This is a genomic window from Arthrobacter sp. Ha26, assembly GCF_059091705.1.
Genome location: NZ_JBNHGX010000001.1, coordinates 557,709 through 578,483, shown reverse-complemented (window position 1 = coordinate 578,483; position 20,775 = coordinate 557,709). Strand labels below are relative to the sequence as shown.

Below are 20,775 nucleotides of genomic sequence, written 5' to 3'. Positions count from 1 at the left end.
TTTCACGATGCGGTGGAAACGATGAGCGGCTTGATGCAGTCATCGAGCTTCGCGGAGAACAGGTGGTACCCCTCGGCGATGTGCTCCAGGGGAATGCGGTGGGTGACGATGTCGCTGGGCTTCAGGTACCCGTTCCGGATGTGTTCGAACAACCGCTGCCACTGCCGTTTCACCGGGCACTGGTTCATCCGCAACGTGAGGCCCTTGTTCACGGCATCGCCAAACTTCACGGCGCTGAAGATCGGCCCGTATGCGCCCACCACGGACACAGTCCCGCCCTTGCGCACCGCATCGATGGCCCAGTTCAGTGCCACCGGCGAGCCACCCTGCAGCTTCAGCTTTGCTGCGGTCACATGCTGCAGGAAGTTGCCGTCCGCCTCGGCCCCCACGGCATCGATCACGACGTCGGCGCCCAGGTAATCAGTGGCCTTCTTCAGGTGCACCACAATGTCGTCGTACTCCACAAAGTTGTACGTCTCGGAGTGTGCAAACGAGCGCGCCTTCTCCAGCCGGTATTCCAGGTGGTCGATCACGATCACCCGTCCGGCGCCCATCAGCCAAGCGGACTTGGCCGCGAAAAGCCCCACGGGCCCGGCGCCGAACACCACCACGGTGTCGCCTTCCACGATGTCGCCCAGCTGCGCACCGAAGTAGCCGGTGGGAAGCGCGTCAGTGAGGAGGACGGCGTCCTCTTCGTCCATCCAGTCCGGAATCTTGGCGGGTCCCACATCGGCGAACGGCACGCGCACAAACTCAGCCTGGCCGCCGTCGTACCCTCCGCAGGTGTGGGAGTAGCCGTAGATGCCGCCCACCGCCGTCGCGTTCGGGTTGACGTTGTGGCAGTTCGAGTAGAGGCCGCGGGAGCAGAAGTAGCAGGAGCCGCAGTACACGTTGAAGGGCACCATGACGCGGTCGCCGGGGGCGAGGTTCTGCACCGACGGGCCAACCTCGTGCACCACCCCCACGAACTCGTGCCCGAACGTCATCCCCACCCGCGTGTCCGGCATCATGCCGTGGTAGAGGTGCAGGTCGGAGCCGCAGATGGCCCCCGTAGTGACCCGCACGATCGCGTCGTTGGGATGCTCGATCCTGGGAATGTCTTTTTCTTCGACCCGGATCTTGTACGGGCCGCGGTAAACCATCGCTCGCATGAGCGCCGCCTCACATTTGTGGCTGGCAGTGCGGTTCCCTCCATTGCAGGAACCACCCCGCTGCTGGAGGCGCACCGCGTGCCCTACGTTTCCACCTGGTGCGGGAATTGGTCAAGGGCGGTAGCCCAGGGTGGCCGCTGACGGGGCCCCAGGTGGTTAGCGCGGACGACGGCGGGTAGGGACAAAGTGAAAGGCGCGCCGAAGAGGGGACGGAAGAGTGTCACGGGAAACCCAACCACCAGCCATGGCTGAAAGGCCGGCGAAGGCACCCGCCTTCCTTTTCGGCATGGGAATGGGCGGGTTTGTGGACGGCATTGTGCTGCACCAGCTGCTGCAGTGGCACCACTTGCTCAGCCACACCGGGGCAGGCAACACCAAAACCGTGGCCGGACTGGAACTGAACACCGTGGCTGACGGGCTGTTCCACAGCGCCATGTGGGTGCTGGTGGCGGCCGCAGGGGTTCTTGCCGTCCGTGCCCGGCGGAAGGGGCGGTTGTCCGCGGGATGGCGGTTCCACGCCGGACTGGTCCTCTGCGGTTGGGGCGTCTTCAACATCATCGAGGGGTTGGTCAACCATCAGCTCCTGCAGATCCACCATGTCCGGGACGACCTGGGCGCACCGCTGGCCTGGGACCTGGGCTTCCTGGGCGTGAGCCTCCTCCTGGCCGTGGGCGGATGGTTTTGGTACCGGGGTAGCCAAACGTCTGGCCATATCCACGCGGCTGGTACAGGATAGTAAGCATGCTGACTAAGTCGGCTGGCGTAGGCATCGGCGTGACGGTACCTACGGCCGCAGGCAAGGGTTTCCCGCGGTAGGCGGGCCCGAAGCATGAAGCGGCAAAGCCACACGAACAAGGGAGAGAATCACCATGTACCTGCATACTGAGCTTCTCATCAACGAAATCGCTGCCGACGAGCCGGATCCGGCAGCAGCAAATGCGCTGCAGGAAGGCCTGGGTGGCCAGTTCGGTGAGATGCGCACCATGATGCAGTACCTGTTCCAAAGCATGAACTTCCGCGGGGACCGGTCCTCCAAGCCGTACAAGGACCTGCTCCAGGGAGTCGGCACCGAGGAAATCAGCCACGTCGAGCTCATCGGAACCACCATCTCCCAGCTTCTGGACGGATCCCCGCGGTACCAGGGCAAGAAAACCGACCCCGTGGACGAGCCCGGCGCCAAGGGTGCCACGCCGCTGAAGATCGCGCTGGACACCAGCAATATCCACCACTACCTGGTGGGCGCCCAGGGCGCGCTGCCCGTGGATGCCGCAGGGAACCCCTGGAGCGGATCGTACGTCTACAACAGCGGGAACCTGGTCCTGGACCTGCTGTACAACCTGATGCTGGAATCCACCGGGCGCCTCCAGAAATGCCGCATCTACGAGATGACGGACAACAAGACGGCCCGGTCCACCATCGCCTACCTGATCGTCCGGGACCAGGCGCACGAGAACGCCTTTGCCAAGGCCCTTGAAAGCCTCGGGGTGAACTGGGGCAAGGTCCTGCCTATTCCCAAGACCAACGCCGAGCAGTTCCCCGAAGTCAAGAAGCTGCTCGACCTGGGGCTGCAAAGTGTTCAGTACACCTTCAGCGCGGACAACCTCAGCCAGGCGGGAAAGCTGTACCGGGGTGCATCGCCGTCCAACGACGGCACCGAACTGAGCACCGAGGTCATGCCCACGGGCGTCCCGCTGACCATGTCCCCGGAGCGTAAGGAAGAGTTCGCGCCGGGCCTGGACCCCGAGCTGCTCGCACTCATCCAGGCCACGGCCGAGATTGAGCTGAAGGACGCAGACAACCCTAAGGAGTCGAAGGTCTAACGCGCGGCGCCGGCCCGCGCTCAGCAGAGTGCGGGCGGGCGCACGACGACGGCTGGCTGCGTACCCGGGTAAGGCGTCACGGGGGAAACAGCACAGTACGCTATGGCAGTAAGAAGCCCCCTGCCGGCCGGATCGAGGGACCGGGCGGCAGGGGGCTTCGTCGGTGCTTACTGGTTGATGGATGCTACTGGTTGGGGTCCGGATTCTTGACGTCGCCCGGGCCGATGTCCGCAGCGCCCAGGATGTCTGCGGCCGGGCCGTGCGCGGCCGGGTGCTCCCGGACGCTGAGCTCGGGGTGGTGCAGGTCAAGGGCCGGCCGCTCGGACCGGATGCGGGGGAGCGAGGTGAAGTTGTGGCGCGGCGGCGGGCAGGACGTGGCCCACTCCAGCGAAGCCCCGAAACCCCACGGATCGTCCACGGTAACCTTGTGGCCCCGCCGCCAGGTGATGTAAACGTTCCAGAAGAACGGGATCAGGGAAGCCCCCAGCAGGTAGGAGCTGATGGTGGAGAACTGGTTCATCCAGGTGAACTCGTCCTCCGGCATGTAGTCCGCATACCGGCGGGGCATGCCCATCACGCCGAGCCAGTGCTGGATCAGGAACGTGCCGTGGAAGCCGAGGAACAGCATCCAGAAGTGGATCTTGCCCAGCCGTTCGTTCAGCATGGTGCCGGTGAACTTGGGCCACCAGAAGTAGAACCCGGCGAACATGGCGAACACCACGGTGCCGAACACCACGTAGTGGAAGTGTGCCACCACGAAGTAGGAGTCGGACACGTGGAAGTCCAGTGGCGGGGAAGCCAGGATGATGCCGGTGAGGCCGCCGAAGAGGAACGTGATGAGGAAGCCCAGGCTCCACAGCATAGGAGTCTCGAACGTCAACGAGCCACCCCACAGCGTGCCGATCCAGTTGAAGAACTTCACGCCGGTAGGAACCGCGATCAGCATGGTCATGAAGGCGAAGAACGGCAGCAGCACCGCGCCGGTGACGTACATGTGGTGGGCCCACACGGTCACGGACAGCGCGCCGATGGCGATCGTCGCATAGACCAGGCCCTTATAGCCGAAGATCGGTTTGCGGCTGAAGACCGGGAAAATCTCGGAAACGATGCCGAAGAACGGCAGCGCGATGATGTACACCTCGGGGTGGCCGAAGAACCAGAACAGGTGCTGCCAGAGGATGGCGCCGCCGTTGGCTGGGTCGTAAATGTGGGCGCCGAACTTCCGGTCCGCACCGAGAGCGAACAGTGCGGCGGCCAGCGGGGGGAAGGCCATGATGACCAGGATGGCGGTGACCAGGGTGTTCCAGGTGAAGATCGGCATCCGCCACATGGTGAGCCCGGGTGCGCGCATGCAGATGATGGTGGTGATGAAGTTGACTGCGCCCAGGATGGTGCCGAAGCCGGACAGGGCCAGGCCGAACACCCACAAGTCGCCGCCCACCCCTGGTGTGAAGGTGGTATTGGACAGCGGCGCGTAGGCGAACCAGCCGAAGGAGGCAGCACCCTGCGGGGTGATGAACCCTGCGGTTGCGATGATGGAGCCGAAGAGGAAGAACCAGAAAGCCAGCGCGTTCAGCCGCGGGAACGCCACGTCAGGCGCACCGATCTGCAGCGGCATGATCACATTCGCAAAGCCGGCAAAAAGCGGGGTGGCGAACATCAGCAGCATGGCGGTGCCGTGCATGGTGAACAGCTGGTTGTACTGCTCCTTGGTCTGCAGGATCTGCATGCCTGGTTCGAACAGTTCCGCCCGGATGAGCAGCGCCATCACGCCGGCCAGGCAGAAGAACACAAACGACGCGATCAGGTACATGAACCCGATGGTCTTGTGGTCGGTGGAGGTGATCCAGCTGACAACCATGCTGCCTTTGGGGCGTTTGACCGCCGCCGGTGCGGCGGTGGCCGTCGTGGCGCCCAGGTTGTGCCCGGTGGTGGTCATTTAGGGTTCCGTCCTTTGCTGTGCCTGCTCCAGGGCCGGCCGTTCGGGATTCCGGTCGTATTCGTCGCCCCGGATTCCGGTGTTGCCCTTGGCCCGCAGTTCGGAAATGCGGTTGTTGTATTCCTGTTCGGTGACTACCCGGACCTTGAAGAGCATCTCGGAGTGGTACTCACCGCAGAGTTCAGCGCACTTGCCGGTGAACTCACCGGTGCGGGTGGGAATGATGTCGATGTACCTGTTGTACTGGTTTTCGCCCGGGTACAGGTCCCGTTTCTGGAGGAACTCCACTACCCAGAACGAATGCTGGACGTCGCGGGAATTCACCTGCAGTTCCACCTTTTTGTTGACCGGCAGGTAAAGGGTGGGAAGCCGGTCCGGCGTGCCCCAGTTGCCATCCAGGTGTGCCTGCTGGCCCGGGTCCTCGTGGACATCTTCCTTGACGTAATTGAAGTCCCAGGACCACTGCTTGCCGCGTACGTCGATCACCACGTCCGGGTCCTTGAAGCGGTCGTCCATGGCCCGCTGGTCCCGGTCCGTAAAGACGAACAGCACCATGATCACCATGAGCGGCACGGAGAGGTAGAAGACTTCCAGCGGAAGGTTGTAGCTCATCTGCCGCGGGAAGCCCTCAGTGTTTTTCCTGCGGCGGTAGGCGATGACGCACCAGAGAATGAGTCCCCAGGTGATGACGCCGATAATCAGGGCCGCAATCCACGAGTTCACCCACAGGTCGGTGACCAGGGGGGTGTGGTCCGTGGTGTCCCGTTCCCCGGGAAGCCAGCCGCGCTGGACCTCTGCGGAGCACGAGGTCAAAGCCAACAGGGCGGGGAGGGAGAAGAGGGCGGCCCGCCGCCATCTGGAAGTGCTTCGTTGAGTAGTGATCACCGCGCGGTTCTCCTCCGGAAATCCTCCAGAGGCCCAACTGCATGAGCCCAGTAATCCATGGCTCGTGGCCAGTGGATGTGCTCACAGTAGCGCGGAAGGGAGCCGCATGGAAAGGGGCTGCCGTGCCGGGGTCAGGCTGTTTCGCTGATGATCTCCTCCGCGGCCATGGCCAGAAGGTCGCGCTGCAGGGCGGGCAGGGAGATAACCCCCTCCACGTAGGCCTGCACCTCGTATTCCCCGGCGGTGCCGCTCATGCTGAAGTACTGCAGCCAGAGTTCTGAAACGGTGATGTCAGCTTCCTCCAACGTGTGGTTGAGTCGGCTGCGTTCCTCCGGTTCGTGCGGATCGAACCCCATGGCTGTCCCCTTTCCGGCCGTGGGCTTGAACGTCACGCTACGGCGGGATAGCTGCAGAGGATGTAGTCCGCCGCCGCGGGACCGGTCATGTGCAGCCGGCAGTCATCCGGGTCCACGCCGCAGCGCCGCATGCCGGCGCGGAAGGCCTGGTCCGGTTTCGCCCGGAAATTGTGCAGGGAAGCCCAGCTGACGTACAGGCCGTAGAGGCAATCAGGGCCCAGGGGGTGGTCGGCAGAAGGATCTGGAGTGGTGGCTTCCTCAAGGAACTGTTGGTAGTGGGAGGACTGCATTTCAGGCTCTCTCCGGTTCTGCAACATGTGCTGCCGGCTGGCTCCAGCAGCTGCTCGTCCGGCGGATGCAGCGGGGCCGGCGAGGAACGGGAATTATCCACGTCACAGTTTTGAATCTACTCGCGGCCGGCGGGTAAGTACAGCGGACCAGCGAACGCCAGACGTTGCGGGAGCGCCGGGCCAGTTGTGCAAGGCGGGGGCGCAAAGCAGGGTAGGGGGAAGTCTTCCCAAGGTTTCGTAAGCATGCTTATGATGTTGTTCTTTCGGCGGCATGCAGAGTCCGTCAGCACACCACCCCCGGCATGCCCGGCGGGAAACTGCTGAAAGGCTTCCATGCACGTGATCCGCTCTGAGTACTCCACGCCCGACCATGTGCTGGTCCACGTCAGTGACCCGCACTTTGTGGAAGAAGGGCTGCTGTACGGCGAGCTGGATCCGCAGGCGGGGCTGGTGGAAGTCCTCACTTCCATCGAGGCAAGCGGCCTGCACCCCGAAGCCATCATCTTCTCCGGCGACCTCACTGACAAGGGGAACGCAGACGCTTATCGCCGGCTAAGGAACACCTGCGAGTCATACGCCGGGCGGATGGGCGCACAACTCATCTGGGCCATGGGAAACCACGATCAGCGGGCAAACTTCCGGGAATCGCTCCTGGACGAGGAACCGCAGTCGCTCCCCGTGGACCGCAGCTACTGGCTGGGCGGCCTGCGCGTGCTGGTCCTGGATTCGTCCATACCGGGCCACCATCACGGTGACATTACCGACGAGCAGCTGCGCTGGCTGGCAGGTGAGCTGGAAACAACGGCCGACGACGGCACCCTCCTGGTGATCCACCACCCGCCTGTCCCGCCGGTACAGGAACTCGCGGTGCTTTCCGAGCTGCGGAACCAGGAGCATCTGGCCCAGGTGCTGGAAGGCAGCGACGTCATCGGGATCCTGTCCGGCCACACCCACCACACCGTTTTTTCAGTGTTCGCCAACATCCCCGTATCGGTGGCCTCATCCACCAGCTACAACCAGGACCTGGCATTGCCGGGCGGGGCGATGCAGGGGCTGGCCGGGGCGCGGTCCTTCAACCTGGTCCGCATCCACAACAGGACCTTCGTTTCGGCAGTGGTTCCGGTGGGCGAATACCCCCGGATGAATTCCCAGATCACAGCCGAGGAAGCCAAGCAGCGGCTCCAGGCCGCCGCCATCGTCATTCCGTCTGCCAGCGAGAACGCGGGAGGCACCCCCTGCGGCCGCCACTAGGCCGAAACCCCGATTGAAAGGACCAGCCATGGACCAGAAACCACCCTCTTCCTCCTCCGGCACGCGCCGCCGAAACGTGGCTGTCATCCTTGCGGGAGGAGTGGGCGCCCGCATGGGCCTGGACATTCCCAAACAGTTTGTCCCCATCGCCGGCCGCACCAGCCTTGAGCACACGGTGGAGCTGTTCCAGCACTCCGAGCTCGTGGACGAGATCGTCGTGATGATGGCACCGGGCTATATTCCCAAAGCCCGGGAACTGCTTCTGAACGGCACCAAGGATGGAAAGGCAGCCAGCCGGGCGGGCAAGGTCACGGCGATCCTGACCGGCGGCGCTGACCGCAGCGAAACGTCCTGCCGGGCCCTTGCCGCCATCGCGGACAAGGACGCCAACGTCATCTTCCACGACGCCGTGCGGCCCCTGTTGGACGGCGACATCATCACCGCCTGCATCCGCGCACTGGATGTCTACGCCGCCGTCGACACCGCCATTCCCTCAGCGGACACCATCATCGAAGTGGATGACAACAACTTCATCCGCGCCGTCCCCCCCGCGGGCCAAACTCCGCCGGGGCCAGACTCCGCAGGCCTTCCGGATGCCGGTCATAGCCCAAGCGTATGAACGGGCCAGCCAGGACCCCGATTTCTCCGCCACTGACGACTGTTCCGTGGTCCTTAAGTACTGCCCGGACGTCCCGATCTTTGTGGTGGACGGCGACGAGGCCAACATCAAGATCACCCAGCCCATCGACATCCACCTCGCGGACAAGCTGTTCCAGCTCAAGCACAAGAGTGTGCTGCCCGGCGGAGATACGGCTGGGCTCCGGGGTTCCACGGTGATGGTCTTCGGTGCCAGCTCAGGGATTGGGCTGGAACTGGCCCAGCAGCTGGAGGCTGAGGGCGCACTGGTGATCGGGCAAAGCCGTACGGGCAATGGAACCTATGTGGAGGACCGCCGGTGCGTGGCGCAGGCGCTCGCCCAGGCCGCCGCCATCCACGGACGCGTGGACCACGTGATCCTCACCGCCGGCGTCCTCAACGTGGGTCCGCTGGCCCAGCTGACGGACGAGCAGCTGCACCACGACGTGGATGTCAACCTTACTGCCGCCTTTATCGTGGCCCAGGAATCGCAGAAGTACCTGGCCGAAAGCAGGGGATCCCTGACCTTCTTCGCCTCCAGCTCGTACACCCGCGGCCGCGCCAACTACACCCTTTACTCCGCCACCAAAGCCGCCATCGTAAACCTCACCCAGGCGCTCGCGGATGAATGGAGCACGGACGGCATCCGGGTGAACTGCATCAGCCCCAGCCGGACCGCCACCCCCATGCGGACCAGGGCGTTCGGGCTGGAAGCGGAAGGATCGCTCCTGCCGGCCGCGGTCGTTGCTGACGCCAGCATCCAGGTACTGGCCTCGGCCATGACCGGGCAGGTGGTTGACGTCCGGCTTCCCTACACGGACGCCTCCAAGGATCCCGAACTGGTGGCCCAGCCGTGAGCCAGGATGTGGAAACCAGGGATCAAGCCGGGGCCGGGGCTGAGGCAGGCGCAGGGGCAACCGGAGTCCCCAGCCACGCGTTGCGGGCGGACAAGTCGTCGCTGTGGCTTGAAGGCCCGCCCATCCCCGCGGACGCGATCCTGTCCATCGTGCTGGAGGACCGGTCCATCTGGAACGTCCGTGCCGGCGAGGCCGCCCGGCCCGGCCGCGGCGTGTCCATCGTCGACTGGCCCCCGGCGCTCGCCGCCCGCCTGTCCGGCTGGGCCCGGTTAAGCGTGCTGCAGGACGGCAGCCCGTTAAGTACGACGGCGACAGTCGCCTTCGATGAGGCACCGCACCAGTTCTTCCTCGAGGAGCCGGGGACCGGAATGCCGCAGGTAGTCAACAAGTGGGGGCGAATCGCCCGCAACTTCGCGGGGGAGCGCGCCTACCTCATTGATGAGGCGCTGGACGAGGCCTGCAGGCTGGTGGAGTGGATGCGCGGCCGCGGCCAGGAGTTGTTTGTCACCGGTGGCACGCTCCTGGGACCGGTGCGGGACGGCCGGGTCATGCCGGGTGATGACGACGTGGACCTGGCCTACCTGAGCCGGCACCAAAACCCATCGGACATAGTGCTGGAGGGCTTCGAGCTGGAACGCGCTTTGCATGCCCAGGGCTACGAAACAGTGCGGCACTCCGCAGGGCACCTGCAGTTGCTGTTTCCAGGGGCTGACGGCACGGACCGGTTCTACCTGGACATCTTCACCTACTTCACCGTGGGCGGCTGGTTCCACGGCACCTTCCACGCCCGGGAGCGCAGCGAAAAGGTGAAGATCTTTCCGCTGCGGAGCCTCCAGATCAACGGCAGGGACCTGCCCGCGCCGGCGGAACCCGCGCAAATGCTCGCCGCCATTTACGGCCCCGGCTGGCCTACACCCGATCCTGCCTTCCGGTTCACCACCCCGCCGCCGGCCCGCCGCCGCTATGACAACTGGCTGGGCAATTTGGACGGGGACCGGGAGAACTGGGAGGACCACCACCGCTCGCTGCTCCGTATTAAGGACGCGCACGGTAAGGAAGCGCGCGGTGAGGCCGGGCACCGTGCCGGACCGGAAGCCGGGCACCGTGCCGGACCGGAAGCCGGGCACCATGCCGGCCCAACGCCGTCGGATTGTCTCCTGCCATCCCGCTGGGCCCGGGAGCTGGCCCGGGAACTCCCGCCGGGCTCCCGGATCCTGGAGCTGGGCTGCGGCCTCGGCGCCGATGCCCGGCACTTCGCAGAACACGGACACCACGTGGTGGCCGTGGACTACAGCCGCCCCGCCGTCCAGAGCCTGCACACCCCCCAATCCGGCCCCGGCTCCCTTGAGGCACTGCGGGCCAACCTCAATTCGGTCCGGGAAACCGCTCCGCTTGCACGGCTGGCCAACAAGGGTCCCGGCCCGCTGCACGTGTATGCCCGGCTGTTGCTGAATTCCCTGAACGGGCAGGGCAGGGACAACGTGCTGACGCTTATCGGGCATGTGCTGAGGGAGCAGTCCCACCCGGCCGAGGCGTTCCTGGAGGTCCACCCGGGAGACTCCGAGCCGCCGTTTCCGGACAGCCGCTTCCACGCTCCCGTGGACGTCGCGGCGCTCAAGGCCACCCTCGCCGGGCTGGGGCTGGAAACAGAAGATGTTCCACCACCATCAGGGCGTCCGGAAGAAGGCGCCCTTTCCACCAACCGACTGAAAGTGAGGGCCCTGCCATGAATGATCCCCTGATTGACGCCATCCACGAGCACGAGCCCCTGGGCGACCCGCTGGAGGAGATCAACCTGCGGCTGGCCATCGCCGCGACGGACATCGCGGAGTTGCGGGCTGAAGTGGCCCGGCTGGACCGGGACCTGGATGAATCCCGGAGGTTGAACCTGCGGGCAGCGGAACTGCTGGACCTGGTGTACGAGCACCTGGCCGCCAAACCCGCTCCTGTCGCTCACGGCCAGGCAGAAAGTCCCGTCCTGCAGGGCGAAGGGGCTGGGATATGAGCGGAATCGACATCATCGGCGCCTTCGAGAGCACCTACCTTCCCCGGCACGACAAGGACATCTTTGAATCCACCGCCCACGACGTCCAGTGGAAGCAGGACCTCCAACTCCTGGCCGGCTGCGGCGTGAAGAGGCTGCGGTATCCCGTCCGGTGGCACCGGGTGGAGGCCGAAAGGGGAGTCTATGACTGGCAGGATACGGACAAGGTGCTGCACTACCTGCGCGACCACGGGTTCCGGCCCATCGTGGACCTGGTGCACCACACCAGCTACCCCCGCTGGCTGCATGGCGGTTTCGCCGACCCCAGGTTCCACGCCGCCTACCTGCAGTACACGGAGGCATTCGCCCGGCGTTACCCGTGGGTCCAGGAGTACACGCTCTTCAACGAGCCTTTCTCCACCCTGTTCCTGACGGGGCACGAAGGCATCTGGCCGCCCTACCAGAAGGGCCTGGACACCTTCGTGGCGCAACTCCTCAACGTGCTCCCGGCCGTGGCGGAGGCCAGCAGGGCCTATGCGGAACTGCTGCCGGACGCCAAGCACGTCTGGGTGGACAGCTGCGAACACCACACGGGGCAGGGCGCCGGCGGAAGCGCCTACGCCACCATGGCCAATGAGCGCCGGTTCCTGGTGCTGGACAGCTTCCTCGGCAAGGGATTTGATCCGGGCGGCCCCCTGGCCGGCCTGCTCCGCGAAGCCGGCGGGGAGAAACTGCAGGAACTGGAAGCGGGCCGGGTCGATGTGCTCGGCTTGGACTATTACGCCCACTGCCAGTGGCACTTCGATGACGAGGGCGGCGCTCCCAACACCCCGTTTCCGCTGCCGTTGGCACAGCAGATCTACCTGTACTGGGACCGCTACCGCCTGCCCTGCCTGCTCACCGAAACCAACGTCCGCGGCAGGACAACGGACCGTGCCACCTGGTTCAAGTACGTGCTGGAGCAGTGCGAACGCGCCCGGCGGATGGGGGTCCCCCTGGACGGGCTCTGCTGGTTCCCGGTAATTGACTCCACGGACTGGGATTCACTCCTGTTCCGCAGCGACGGGCACATCGACCCGGTGGGGGTGTATTGGCTGGATGACGAGCTGAGCCGCCAACCGTCAGCGATGTCCGAGACGTACGCGAAAGCCGCAGCCGGAAGCCCCTCGAGGGAATTGCCGGCCTACACGCTGGGCGAGCCCGTGGCCACCTGGCTGCGCGGTTATGAGCCACAGATGTCCCACTGGAAGTGGATACCGGCCCCTGAAGCGGACCAGGGAAACAGCCTTCCCCGCACGGAGACACGAATGGAATTGAGGATAACCAATGCAGAGTGAACTGATCGTCTTGTCGCACCTCCGCTGGGACTGGGTCTGGCAGCGCCCCCAGCACCTCGTTTCCCGCCTGGGCTCCCGGTGTTCCACCTGGTACGTGGAGGAGCCGCTGACACCGTCGCCGGGATTCAGTGGGCCGAACCGGATGAACCACACGAAGGTGGACGGGCTGAACCGCGCCTGGCTGGAAATTCCGGAGCAGGGCCACCACGTGGGATTCTTCGACGACGTCCTCCCGGACTACATCGAGCAGCTGCCCGGGCTGGTGGGACCGCCGGCAGGGGACCGGGTGGTCTGGCTGTACACCCCGCTGGCCCTGGAACTGGCCCTGGCCCTGAACCCCACCACGCTGGTGTACGACGTGATGGACGATCTTGCCGCGTTCAAGGACGCGCCGCCGGAACTGGTGGTGAGGCAGCGGCAGGCGCTGCGCAGGGCCGATGTCGTTTTTGCCGGCGGCCGCTCGCTCCACCGCTCCATGGTGCGGCAGGGCCGCGCGGACACGCTGCTCTTTCCCAGCGGCGTGGAGCCGGAGCACTACAGATTCCCGACGGCGGAACCGCGGGTTGCGGGGCAGCGTCCGGTCGCGGGCTACGTGGGCGTCCTGGACGAACGGCTGGATCTCGGGCTGATCGCCGGCCTGGCGCACGCGCTGCCGGAGTGGGACATCAAAATGTACGGGCCGGTGGCCAAAATCGATCCGGCCAGCCTGCCCCAGGCCCCCAACATCAGCTACGAAGGCTACACCTGCTACACGGACCTGCCCGCCGCGATGGCAGGACTGGACGTGGCACTGATGCCGTTCGCACTGAATGAGGCGACACGTTCCATCAGCCCCACCAAAACCCTGGAATACCTGGCCGCCGGCCTGCCTGTGGTCTCCACCCGGGTGCCGGACGTCGTCGCGGATTTCCCGGGAGTGGTGCACCTGCGGGACGACGCCGCAGGGTTCGCAGCGCTCTGCCGCACCCTTGGCCAGCGGGATCCGTCGCGCGGGCCGAAGCCGAAAACCCGTGAGTTGCTGAAGAAGTACCACTGGGATGCGATAGCTGACCAGATGGCGGAGTCTGTTTTCGCGGCCGGCTCCCGGGAACCGGAACCGGTGGGGGCTGAGGTGAGCGCCTAGCGGGCTGTCCGGCGGGCGGTTCGACGGGATGGGCTCCTCTGTACCAGCGGCGCCCATCCCGGTACCGTAAAAGAAGTAAGTGTACTTACCAATAAAGCGGGCGGGTAAACCCAAGCGAGAGGGAGAACAGCCATGACCCATATACGGTCCATGATTGATGCGTATCCCAAGGACCTCGGCGGTATCGACGTCATCAAGCTTTCCGAGTGCATCAGCGCCTGCTACGAATGTGCCCAGACGTGCACTGGCTGCGCCGATGCCTGCCTGGGCGAAGACATGGTGGCGGATCTGGCCCAGTGCATCCGCACTGACCTTGACTGCGCCGACATTTGTGCCACCACCGGAAAAGTGCTGTCCCGGCTCACCGGGTATGAGGCCGCCGTCACCCGGGCTCTCGTGGAAGCCTGCCGGACGGCCTGCAAAGCATGCGCGGAGGAATGCGAAAAGCACGCGGACATGCATGACCAGTGCCAGATCTGTGCGGAGGCGTGCCGGCGCTGCGAACAGGCGTGCGCAGCCCTGCTGACCTCACTTAGTTGAGGCCCGGATGGAATAGCAGAAGGACGACGGCGATGGATGGCTTGGAAGCGGAAAGCACCCCGGCGGCAACTGGAGATTCCAGCGCAGGCGAGGGACGTCGTCGTACGTTTGGGATGGAGGAGGAACTGCTCCTGGTAGACCCGGGGACAGGGGAAGCCGTGCCCATGGCCGGTGCGCTCCTGGACCTGTACGTGCGCCCGATGGAATCCAGCAAGGGGCCGGTCCTGACCGCCGAGTTCCAACAGGAGATGATCGAGGTTGTCACGCCCCCGCATTCCACCATGGCGGGACTGCAGGAAGACGTCATCGCAGGGCGCGCTGTGGCTGACCGGGCAGCGCAGGACGTGGGGGTCCGGGTTGCTGCCCTGGGAACATCCCCGCTTCCTTCTGATCCGCATCCGGTGCAGCTGCGCCGCTTCATGGCAATGGCCCAGGAATACGGGCTGACCGCCAGGGAGCAGCTCACGTGCGGCTGCCACATCCACGTGTCCGTGGATTCAGCCGAGGAAGGTGTGGCGGTGCTGGACCGGATCCGCATTTGGCTGCCGGTACTGAGCGCCCTCAGTGCGAACTCGCCCTTCTGGCACGGGCAGGACACGGGCTACGCCAGCTACCGTGCCCAGGTCTGGAGCCGGTGGCCGTCCGCCGGGCCACTGGGTATTCTTGGCTCGCCGGATGCGTACCACCAGCTGGTGCATGACATGGTGAGCACCGGGGTGGTGCTCGATGAAGGCATGGTCTACTTCGACGCGCGCCTGTCCCGGCACTATCCCACCGTTGAAATCCGGATTGCCGATGTGTGCCTCCGGCCGCAAAACGCCGTGCTGCTGGCGGGGATTGCGCGCGGGCTGGTGGAGACGGGGGCCCGGGAGTGGCGGGAGGGCATCCCGCCCGTGGCCGTCCCCACCGAGCTGCTGCGGCTGGCCAGCTGGAAAGCCAGTCGGTGGGGACTGCGCGGCGAACTGCTGGACCCCCTGACCTTCCAGCCGGCCTCCGCCATCACGGTGGTGAATCTGCTGCTGGACCACATCCGGGAGGCGCTGCAGGACATCGGGGACCTGCCCCGGGTGGAGGAACTGATCGACGACCTGCTTTACGCGGGCACCGGCGCGACCCGCCAGCTGGAAGTGCTGCACCGCACGGGTGACCTAGAAGACGTGGTCAAAGACGCCGCCAACTGCACGGTGTGGGTGCCCGCGGACTGAAGAGGGCAACCAAAAGCCCTCGGCGGGTGAGCCCTGTCGAAATCCAGGTTTCGACCCAAGCTCAGCCACCGAAGGCTAAAAGGTCAGCGGTGGGAGTAGGTGAGGCAGTCGGCGTTATCTGCGCCCGGACCAACATGGACTTCCGGTGCCTGGCACATCAGATGGTCGTTATGGACACATTCGGTGCGCTGGCAGGCTCCGACGTCGGCCAGCACCTTGGGGAGGCCGCCGTGCATGCCGGTGTCAATGAAGGTTGCGCAATGGGCATGATTTTCGGCACCGCTGACGGTGATGGCGGCGGCGTTGCAGTTTGTATGGTCATTGAAGGAACAGTTGGTTACGCTGCAGTCTGCGACGTGCGATGTCATCTTAAGACCCTCCGTACTTCGGCAGCCCGGTGTGGCCGTCCTGTGTTTTCCTACGGTAGGCCCGGCGGCGGCGATCAAAAAGACCCAATTGTTTGACCTAATTCCTTGATGGCCTGCGGATTTCTGGCCCGTTCGGTAAACCGCATCCGGGTGGCGAATGTATTGACACCACCCACTCCTGGGAGCACTCTGATACCGCTGGGCGCCAGCGTTGGCACGGCACAGAACCTGTCCGGGCCGGCCAACCAACCCCGGGAGCGGTCTGGGCGCTCCGGATGAATAGTTCCAATCACTCCCTGTCAGGAGACGGAAATGGCCGGAGAAGCAGTCAGAACCCTTGAAGCGAAGTCATTTGACGAACCCGATGAAAGGCGCCGGCCGCCCAAGACCGCCGTCGATGTGGTCAGCATAGGAGACACCACCTTGGGCCGCTTCACTTTTGAGCCGGGCTGGCGGTGGTCCGAGACCGTCAAGACCGTGGTGCATACGGACAGCTGCCAGGTCAACCACGTGGGGATCTGCGCCGCCGGGACACTCACGGTACAAATGGATGACGGCACGCGGACCACGGTGACGGCCGGCCAGGCCTATACCGTTCCGGCGGGCCACGATGCCTGGGTGGAAGGCGACGAGCCATTTGTGGGTTACGAAATCATGAGTGCGGCCGGTTACGCCAAGCCTGCCTAGGCTCACCTGCTGGCCCGAACATAAAAGCCGGACGGAACGGAACCGCAGGCACCTCCATGCGTGCACTCCCGAAAAACATCCCTGATCAACCGGAAGAACACGGCGCCGGGACCGTTAAGAGGCCCCGGCGCCGGTTGCGCCGCGCCGGGGTCTTGGTGCTCGCCATCCTGGGCCTGATCCTGATGTCGACGGCGGTCAACTTGATCCTGGAGCGGACGGAAAAATCCAGCACCCCTGCCTACGGCGAGCGCGTCGCCGTCGGAAGCGGTGCCCTGAACGTCTACCGGAACGGGCAGGATGGCCAGCCGATCGTCCTCCTCAGCGGCCTGGGAACCCCGGCTCCTGCCCTCGATTTCCAGCCTTTGATCCGCGAGTTCAACGGCTTCGACGTCACAGTGGTGGAGGGGTTTGGGTATGGCTACAGCGACCCCGACGCCGGTCCGCGGACCAACGAGAACATCAGCACCGAACTCCACGAAGTGCTCACCAGGCTCCAGGTGAAGCAGCCCTACGTTCTGGCAGGGCACTCGATCGCCGGTTTCTATCTGCTTGACTACGCCAACCGCTACCGTGCCGAGGTGTCTGCCGTGGTGGGAATCGATGCCACCATCCCGACGCCCGGGGATCAGCCGGTTCCGGACCCGCAGCCGGAGTTCAACTGGCAACGGGCGCTGGCCGCCACCGGCGCGATCCGGGTAGTGAGTTGGGTGGCGCCGGGCCTCCTTGATCCGGACAGCGACGCCTACACCGACGACGAGCTGCGGCGCATGCGGATGATGCTGAACTGGAACTTCGGCAACCCGGCCGTGGTGGACGAGACGGCCCGGATTGCGAACAACGCCGCTGCCCTCCGGGGAGTGACCTACCCGGACGACCTGCCCGTTCTCGCCTTCATCGCGGACGAAAAGACCGAGCACACAGCCGAGAAGGCAGCCAGGGCCGAAAGCCTGCTGAAAAACGTCAAGCGGCACCACATCGTCGCGCTGGAAGGCAACCACTACCTGCACTGGACCCAGGCGGAGCGAATGGCAGACACTATCCAGACCTTCCTCAAGGAGTAGCCGTGGACCAGCCGGACCTCTATGAAGTACAGGAACTGTACGAAGGATTTATTGATGCCTGGAACCGGCGTGACGCCAGATCAATGGCAGGGCGCTTTAGGCAACACGGGCTCCAGATCGGGTTCGATGGCAGCACCGCCACGGGGCCGGAGGAGATCTTCCAGCACCTGGAGCCCATCTTCAAGGACCATGCCACGGCAAGGTACGTCACCAAGGTCAGGGAAGTGCGCCTGCTCGGACCGGACCTTGCGTTTCTGATCGCCATTGCAGGCCTCGTGGCGCCGGGCGGGTCAGACGTATCACCCGCCACGAACGCGCATCAGACCCTCATTGCGGTCCGCCAGGATGGCGCCTGGGGTATCGAGCTCCTCCAGAACACCCCGGCACAGTTCCATGGCAGGCCCGAGCTGGTCAATGCGCTGACCGCCGAGCTGCAGCAGTTGTTGACCGGCTCGAGCAAGGAGGCGCGGCACCGGCACTGAAACGCGCTCGTTTCACGCGGGAATATCCTGCCCATGCGCGGGGTTGTGTGGTGGTTCGGAACTACAATGACTGAGCAACAAAGGAGAACCAGTGGCAGTTGATTACGACGCACCACGCGGCTCGGCCGAGGACGAGCTGCCCCAGCCGCTTGATGAGCTCAACACGGAGAAGGCCACGCCCAAGGGTGCGGTGATCGATCTCGATGAAGCGGACCTGGCGGACGCCTTTGAACTGCCCGGTGCGGACCTTTCCAATGAAGAGCTTCAGGTGCAGGTGGTCCCGGTCCAGTCCGACGAATTCACCTGTATGTCGTGCTTCCTTGTGCACCACCGCAGCCAACTCGCGCGGGAAAAGGACGGAAAGAAATACTGCCGCGAGTGCGAAGGCTGACGCCCGGGGCGCGAGTACGGATCGGCTGCGTGGACGGCTAGGGCGGCCGCACCTTCACCGCCCCTAGCGAACGGATCAGCGCGACGGCGGTGATGGCGCCGGCCGCCATGATGGACGCAAGCACCACCACTTGGAACCGCCCGGCCTCCAGCGGTGACGCCCCGCCGAAGATCGCGCCCACGAATGCGCCGGGCAGGGTGACCAGGCCGGTGGTTTTCGTCTGGTCGGTGGACGGGATCAGGGCCGCATGCACCGAATAGCGCGCCTGGGTCAGGGTCGCGTGCCTGGCTGTGGCACCCAGGGCCAGCCAGCCTTCCACCTGGTCCCACTGCTCCCGGACGGCCTCGAAGAACCGGTGCCCGGCCAGGACGGCTATGGTCATGCAGTTGCCGATCACAATGCCGCCGACGGCGAGAACGTAGCGTGGCGTGAATTCGATGGCGCCAGTGCCGAAGACGACGGCGAGAGTCACCGTGATGCCCGCGGCCATGGTTCCTGCCACTACCAGGAAGCGCGGCCAGGACCACGCCAGCCTGCGGGTGGCGGTGACGGCAGCGACCGTGAACATGACAAGGAGCGCCAATGCCACCAACAGCGGCGCCGTGATGATGCCGCCGAGCACCAGGCTGATGAGGGCGAGCTGGGCAGCCCCCCGGAGGATGGCCAGGGCTGGGCCCAGGTATGACGGCGTGCGCGAGCCGCGCAGCACCGCAACGGTGAGCAGCATCAGGATGGCCACCGCCGCGAACGTGGGTGCCAGGGCAGCGAGGACGGCCATCAGCCCAGACTAAGCCCGGCGGTGGCGTGAACGGTCCAGGGTGGTTGAGCCTTTCGAAAGCTCAGCCACGGAACGGGGTGAGGATCATGTCGTCCACCTTGGGCAGGGCATGCTTAAGGCGGTGCGCGGCTTCGTGGGTGACCTCAGCGGCGGCAGCCAGCGTGACGCCGTCGTCCATCACCAGGGTGGCTGCGCCCTGCAAACGGTGACCGGACCAGCGCAGCTGCAGCCGCGGCACGGCCAGGACTCCCGGCGTGCCCTCGAGGGCCCGCTGCGCCGTTTCAACCAGTTCAGCCTCGATCCCGTCCATCAGCCGCCGGCCGATGCTGCGGACCGTCCCCCACAAGAGAACCAGGATGGCCGCGGAAATGAGGAGCCCAACGATGGGATCGGCGAGGGGGAAGCCGAGCATCACACCGACGGCGCCGAGCACCACGGCCAGGGAGGTGAAGCCGTCCGTGCGGGCGTGCACGCCGTCGGCGACGAGGGCTGCGGAGCCGATGCGGCGGCCCACCCGGATGCGGTAGATGGCCACCGCCTCGTTCCCCGCGAATCCGATCAGGCCCGCGGCGAAGACCCACCACAGATTGGCCAGCGGCTGGGGGTTCAGGAGGCGCTCCACTGACTGCCAGGCTGCGACGACGGCGGACAGGGCCACGACGCCGACGATGAACAGGCCCGCGAGGTCCTCCGCCCGGCCAAAGCCGTAGGTGTACCGGCGGGTTGCTGCGCGGCGGCCCAGGATGAAGGCGACCCACAGCGGTACGGCGGTTAGGGCGTCCGAGAAGTTGTGGATGGTGTCTGCCAGCAGCGCCACGGAACCGCTGACCAGCACCACGAGGAACTGCAGGATAGTGGTGCCCAGGAGGAGGAAGAGGCTGATCTTCAGCGCGCGGACGCCCTCCACGCTGGCTTCCATAGCGTCATCAATGGAGTCCGCGGCGTCGTGGGTATGCGGGACGAACAGCTCGAACAGCCAGCCCTTGAAACCGCCGTGGTGATGGTGGCTGTGGTCGTGGTCGTGGTCGTGCCCGTGACCGTGGGGGTGGTCGTGGCTGTCGTCGTGCCCATGGTGGTGGTCATGCTCGTGCTCGTCGTCCGTGTGCTGATGGACGTGCCCGGAACTGCTCATGACGCTGCCTTCCGCTCGCGCCGGTGATGCGCCGGCTCGCCGCCCAGAGCATGTTCAGCCTGGAAGATCGCGTCGGCCACCAGCTGGCGCGCATGCTCGTTTTCGAGCCGATAGAGAACCCTGGTCCCGTCTTGCCGGGTGGAAACCATCCGGGCCAGGCGCATCTTGGCCAGGTGCTGGGAGACGGCAGCGGGTGATTTTCCAACGGCGTCCGCCAAGGCACCTACGGCCATCTCGCCGTCGCGCAGGGCAAGGATGATCCGTACGCGGGTGGCATCGGCCAGCATGGCGAAGACCTCCACGGCGAGCTCCACGTACTGGCTGTCCGCACTCAGCGAGCATGCACTCTTATCTGCATTCATACGCACATAATGGCATAGCTTGGCCCGTGGGTGACAATCGGCTCGAAGCACAAAGCGCCGAGCGAATTCCTTCGCATCCGCTTGCATCAAAGATAGCAAGTGTGCTTAGTATCTAATTAGTAACCTTACTTACTATTCGA

24 protein-coding genes are annotated in these 20,775 nt (G+C 65.1%); 15 read left to right on the top strand and 9 right to left on the bottom strand.

All coding sequences use genetic code 11. From position 1 onward, the window contains the following. Positions 1-2: 2 nt before the first annotated feature. Positions 3-1,151 carry a zinc-dependent alcohol dehydrogenase gene (locus AC5RVY_RS02745; RefSeq protein WP_493953158.1) on the bottom strand — a complete coding sequence of 383 codons (1,149 nt, stop codon included), beginning with the start codon at positions 1,149-1,151 and terminating at the stop codon, positions 3-5. 244 nt (positions 1,152-1,395) lie between these two features. On the opposite strand from AC5RVY_RS02745, the gene AC5RVY_RS02740 reads away from it, so the two are divergent. Both AC5RVY_RS02740 and AC5RVY_RS02735 read left to right on the top strand, forming a co-directional pair. After that, the gene (locus tag AC5RVY_RS02740; protein WP_493953157.1) at positions 1,396-1,887 is read left to right on the top strand and encodes a DUF2243 domain-containing protein; all 492 of its coding nucleotides are present in this window, start codon (positions 1,396-1,398) and stop codon (positions 1,885-1,887) included. A gap of 133 nt (positions 1,888-2,020) precedes the next feature. After that, on the top strand, positions 2,021-2,971 hold the full coding sequence (locus tag AC5RVY_RS02735; protein ID WP_493953156.1) for a manganese catalase family protein: 951 nt from the start codon (positions 2,021-2,023) through the stop codon (positions 2,969-2,971). Between the two features lie 184 nt (positions 2,972-3,155). Here the strand turns inward: AC5RVY_RS02735 and ctaD are convergent, their stop codons facing one another. The 4 genes from ctaD to AC5RVY_RS02715 form a co-directional block, all read right to left on the bottom strand. Beyond that, entirely contained in the window at positions 3,156-4,832 is a 1,677-nt protein-coding gene (gene ctaD / locus AC5RVY_RS02730) for an aa3-type cytochrome oxidase subunit I (protein ID WP_493953686.1), read from the bottom strand. 78 nt (positions 4,833-4,910) lie between these two features. Beyond that, positions 4,911-5,792: an aa3-type cytochrome oxidase subunit II gene (gene ctaC / locus AC5RVY_RS02725; protein WP_493953685.1), complete on the bottom strand. Its 882-nt coding sequence runs from the start codon at positions 5,790-5,792 to the stop codon at positions 4,911-4,913. A gap of 134 nt (positions 5,793-5,926) precedes the next feature. Further along, on the bottom strand, positions 5,927-6,151 hold the full coding sequence (locus AC5RVY_RS02720; protein ID WP_493953155.1) for a hypothetical protein: 225 nt from the start codon (positions 6,149-6,151) through the stop codon (positions 5,927-5,929). A 32-nt stretch (positions 6,152-6,183) separates the two neighbouring features. Beyond that, positions 6,184-6,441, bottom strand: a complete 258-nt coding sequence (locus tag AC5RVY_RS02715) for a hypothetical protein (RefSeq protein ID WP_493953154.1) — start codon at positions 6,439-6,441, stop codon at positions 6,184-6,186. 333 nt (positions 6,442-6,774) lie between these two features. On the opposite strand from AC5RVY_RS02715, the gene AC5RVY_RS02710 reads away from it, so the two are divergent. The 9 genes from AC5RVY_RS02710 (at position 6,775) to AC5RVY_RS02670 (ending at position 15,374) form a co-directional block, all read left to right on the top strand. Beyond that, positions 6,775-7,692, top strand: coding sequence for a metallophosphoesterase (locus AC5RVY_RS02710; RefSeq protein ID WP_493953153.1), 918 nt, complete (start codon positions 6,775-6,777; stop codon positions 7,690-7,692). A gap of 28 nt (positions 7,693-7,720) precedes the next feature. After that, the gene (locus tag AC5RVY_RS02705) at positions 7,721-8,311 is read left to right on the top strand and encodes an IspD/TarI family cytidylyltransferase (protein ID WP_493953152.1); all 591 of its coding nucleotides are present in this window, start codon (positions 7,721-7,723) and stop codon (positions 8,309-8,311) included. Continuing rightward, complete coding sequence (locus AC5RVY_RS02700) at positions 8,286-9,185, top strand: SDR family NAD(P)-dependent oxidoreductase (protein ID WP_493953151.1); 900 nt, start codon at positions 8,286-8,288, stop codon at positions 9,183-9,185. The genes AC5RVY_RS02705 and AC5RVY_RS02700 overlap by 26 nt, the downstream gene beginning before the upstream one ends. Continuing rightward, a complete protein-coding gene (locus AC5RVY_RS02695; RefSeq protein WP_493953150.1) occupies positions 9,182-10,915 on the top strand; it encodes a class I SAM-dependent methyltransferase in 1,734 nt (577 codons plus the stop codon). Before AC5RVY_RS02700 ends, AC5RVY_RS02695 begins: the two co-directional genes overlap by 4 nt. Beyond that, the gene (locus tag AC5RVY_RS02690; RefSeq protein ID WP_493953149.1) at positions 10,912-11,190 is read left to right on the top strand and encodes a DUF6752 domain-containing protein; all 279 of its coding nucleotides are present in this window, start codon (positions 10,912-10,914) and stop codon (positions 11,188-11,190) included. The genes AC5RVY_RS02695 and AC5RVY_RS02690 overlap by 4 nt, the downstream gene beginning before the upstream one ends. After that, positions 11,187-12,506, top strand: a complete 1,320-nt coding sequence (locus AC5RVY_RS02685) for a family 1 glycosylhydrolase (RefSeq protein ID WP_493953148.1) — start codon at positions 11,187-11,189, stop codon at positions 12,504-12,506. The genes AC5RVY_RS02690 and AC5RVY_RS02685 overlap by 4 nt, the downstream gene beginning before the upstream one ends. Then, complete coding sequence (locus AC5RVY_RS02680; protein ID WP_493953147.1) at positions 12,496-13,629, top strand: glycosyltransferase; 1,134 nt, start codon at positions 12,496-12,498, stop codon at positions 13,627-13,629. Before AC5RVY_RS02685 ends, AC5RVY_RS02680 begins: the two co-directional genes overlap by 11 nt. Before the next feature lie 132 nt (positions 13,630-13,761). Beyond that, a complete protein-coding gene (locus AC5RVY_RS02675) occupies positions 13,762-14,169 on the top strand; it encodes a four-helix bundle copper-binding protein (protein ID WP_493953146.1) in 408 nt (135 codons plus the stop codon). Between the two features lie 32 nt (positions 14,170-14,201). After that, positions 14,202-15,374 (top strand): carboxylate-amine ligase, encoded by a 1,173-nt coding sequence (locus AC5RVY_RS02670; protein ID WP_493953145.1) that lies wholly within the window; start codon positions 14,202-14,204, stop codon positions 15,372-15,374. A gap of 83 nt (positions 15,375-15,457) precedes the next feature. Here AC5RVY_RS02670 and AC5RVY_RS02665 read toward each other — a convergent pair whose 3' ends face one another. Then, positions 15,458-15,742: a DUF1540 domain-containing protein gene (locus tag AC5RVY_RS02665; protein ID WP_493953144.1), complete on the bottom strand. Its 285-nt coding sequence runs from the start codon at positions 15,740-15,742 to the stop codon at positions 15,458-15,460. A gap of 312 nt (positions 15,743-16,054) precedes the next feature. Here AC5RVY_RS02665 and AC5RVY_RS02660 point away from each other — a divergent pair, with 312 nt between their 5' ends. From AC5RVY_RS02660 to AC5RVY_RS02645, 4 genes are all read left to right on the top strand, one after another. Next, positions 16,055-16,429, top strand: coding sequence for a cupin domain-containing protein (locus tag AC5RVY_RS02660; protein WP_493953143.1), 375 nt, complete (start codon positions 16,055-16,057; stop codon positions 16,427-16,429). A gap of 56 nt (positions 16,430-16,485) precedes the next feature. Continuing rightward, the gene (locus AC5RVY_RS02655) at positions 16,486-17,490 is read left to right on the top strand and encodes an alpha/beta fold hydrolase (RefSeq protein ID WP_493953142.1); all 1,005 of its coding nucleotides are present in this window, start codon (positions 16,486-16,488) and stop codon (positions 17,488-17,490) included. 2 nt (positions 17,491-17,492) lie between these two features. Then, positions 17,493-17,972: an SgcJ/EcaC family oxidoreductase gene (locus AC5RVY_RS02650; RefSeq protein WP_493953141.1), complete on the top strand. Its 480-nt coding sequence runs from the start codon at positions 17,493-17,495 to the stop codon at positions 17,970-17,972. A 91-nt stretch (positions 17,973-18,063) separates the two neighbouring features. Then, positions 18,064-18,363, top strand: coding sequence for a DUF4193 domain-containing protein (locus AC5RVY_RS02645; protein WP_493953140.1), 300 nt, complete (start codon positions 18,064-18,066; stop codon positions 18,361-18,363). Positions 18,364-18,400: 37 nt separating this feature from the next. Here the strand turns inward: AC5RVY_RS02645 and AC5RVY_RS02640 are convergent, their stop codons facing one another. From AC5RVY_RS02640 to AC5RVY_RS02630, 3 genes are all read right to left on the bottom strand, one after another. Further along, positions 18,401-19,141 carry an ABC transporter permease gene (locus AC5RVY_RS02640; RefSeq protein WP_493953139.1) on the bottom strand — a complete coding sequence of 247 codons (741 nt, stop codon included), beginning with the start codon at positions 19,139-19,141 and terminating at the stop codon, positions 18,401-18,403. Between the two features lie 61 nt (positions 19,142-19,202). Beyond that, positions 19,203-20,273 (bottom strand): cation diffusion facilitator family transporter, encoded by a 1,071-nt coding sequence (locus AC5RVY_RS02635; protein WP_493953138.1) that lies wholly within the window; start codon positions 20,271-20,273, stop codon positions 19,203-19,205. Continuing rightward, complete coding sequence (locus tag AC5RVY_RS02630) at positions 20,270-20,635, bottom strand: ArsR/SmtB family transcription factor (RefSeq protein WP_493953137.1); 366 nt, start codon at positions 20,633-20,635, stop codon at positions 20,270-20,272. Before AC5RVY_RS02630 ends, AC5RVY_RS02635 begins: the two co-directional genes overlap by 4 nt. Positions 20,636-20,775 lie beyond the last annotated feature (140 nt).

What these genes read in the sequence shown, in the direction of transcription:
- AC5RVY_RS02660 (WP_493953143.1), top strand. Translation starts at nt 16,055, where the DNA reads ATGGCCGGAGAAGCAGTCAGAACCCTTGAAGCGAAGTCATTTGACGAA.
- AC5RVY_RS02735 (WP_493953156.1), top strand. Translation starts at nt 2,021, where the DNA reads ATGTACCTGCATACTGAGCTTCTCATCAACGAAATCGCTGCCGACGAG.
- ctaD (WP_493953686.1), bottom strand. Translation starts at nt 4,832, where the DNA reads ATGGTTGTCAGCTGGATCACCTCCACCGACCACAAGACCATCGGGTTC.
- AC5RVY_RS02670 (WP_493953145.1), top strand. Translation starts at nt 14,202, where the DNA reads ATGGATGGCTTGGAAGCGGAAAGCACCCCGGCGGCAACTGGAGATTCC.
- AC5RVY_RS02675 (WP_493953146.1), top strand. Translation starts at nt 13,762, where the DNA reads ATGACCCATATACGGTCCATGATTGATGCGTATCCCAAGGACCTCGGC.
- AC5RVY_RS02745 (WP_493953158.1), bottom strand. Translation starts at nt 1,151, where the DNA reads ATGCGAGCGATGGTTTACCGCGGCCCGTACAAGATCCGGGTCGAAGAA.
- AC5RVY_RS02690 (WP_493953149.1), top strand. Translation starts at nt 10,912, where the DNA reads ATGAATGATCCCCTGATTGACGCCATCCACGAGCACGAGCCCCTGGGC.
- AC5RVY_RS02705 (WP_493953152.1), top strand. Translation starts at nt 7,721, where the DNA reads ATGGACCAGAAACCACCCTCTTCCTCCTCCGGCACGCGCCGCCGAAAC.
- AC5RVY_RS02640 (WP_493953139.1), bottom strand. Translation starts at nt 19,141, where the DNA reads ATGGCCGTCCTCGCTGCCCTGGCACCCACGTTCGCGGCGGTGGCCATC.
- AC5RVY_RS02740 (WP_493953157.1), top strand. Translation starts at nt 1,396, where the DNA reads ATGGCTGAAAGGCCGGCGAAGGCACCCGCCTTCCTTTTCGGCATGGGA.
- AC5RVY_RS02700 (WP_493953151.1), top strand. Translation starts at nt 8,286, where the DNA reads ATGCCGGTCATAGCCCAAGCGTATGAACGGGCCAGCCAGGACCCCGAT.
- AC5RVY_RS02655 (WP_493953142.1), top strand. Translation starts at nt 16,486, where the DNA reads ATGCGTGCACTCCCGAAAAACATCCCTGATCAACCGGAAGAACACGGC.
- AC5RVY_RS02630 (WP_493953137.1), bottom strand. Translation starts at nt 20,635, where the DNA reads ATGAATGCAGATAAGAGTGCATGCTCGCTGAGTGCGGACAGCCAGTAC.
- AC5RVY_RS02720 (WP_493953155.1), bottom strand. Translation starts at nt 6,151, where the DNA reads ATGGGGTTCGATCCGCACGAACCGGAGGAACGCAGCCGACTCAACCAC.
- AC5RVY_RS02635 (WP_493953138.1), bottom strand. Translation starts at nt 20,273, where the DNA reads ATGAGCAGTTCCGGGCACGTCCATCAGCACACGGACGACGAGCACGAG.
- AC5RVY_RS02710 (WP_493953153.1), top strand. Translation starts at nt 6,775, where the DNA reads ATGCACGTGATCCGCTCTGAGTACTCCACGCCCGACCATGTGCTGGTC.
- AC5RVY_RS02715 (WP_493953154.1), bottom strand. Translation starts at nt 6,441, where the DNA reads ATGCAGTCCTCCCACTACCAACAGTTCCTTGAGGAAGCCACCACTCCA.
- AC5RVY_RS02685 (WP_493953148.1), top strand. Translation starts at nt 11,187, where the DNA reads ATGAGCGGAATCGACATCATCGGCGCCTTCGAGAGCACCTACCTTCCC.
- AC5RVY_RS02665 (WP_493953144.1), bottom strand. Translation starts at nt 15,742, where the DNA reads ATGACATCGCACGTCGCAGACTGCAGCGTAACCAACTGTTCCTTCAAT.
- AC5RVY_RS02680 (WP_493953147.1), top strand. Translation starts at nt 12,496, where the DNA reads ATGCAGAGTGAACTGATCGTCTTGTCGCACCTCCGCTGGGACTGGGTC.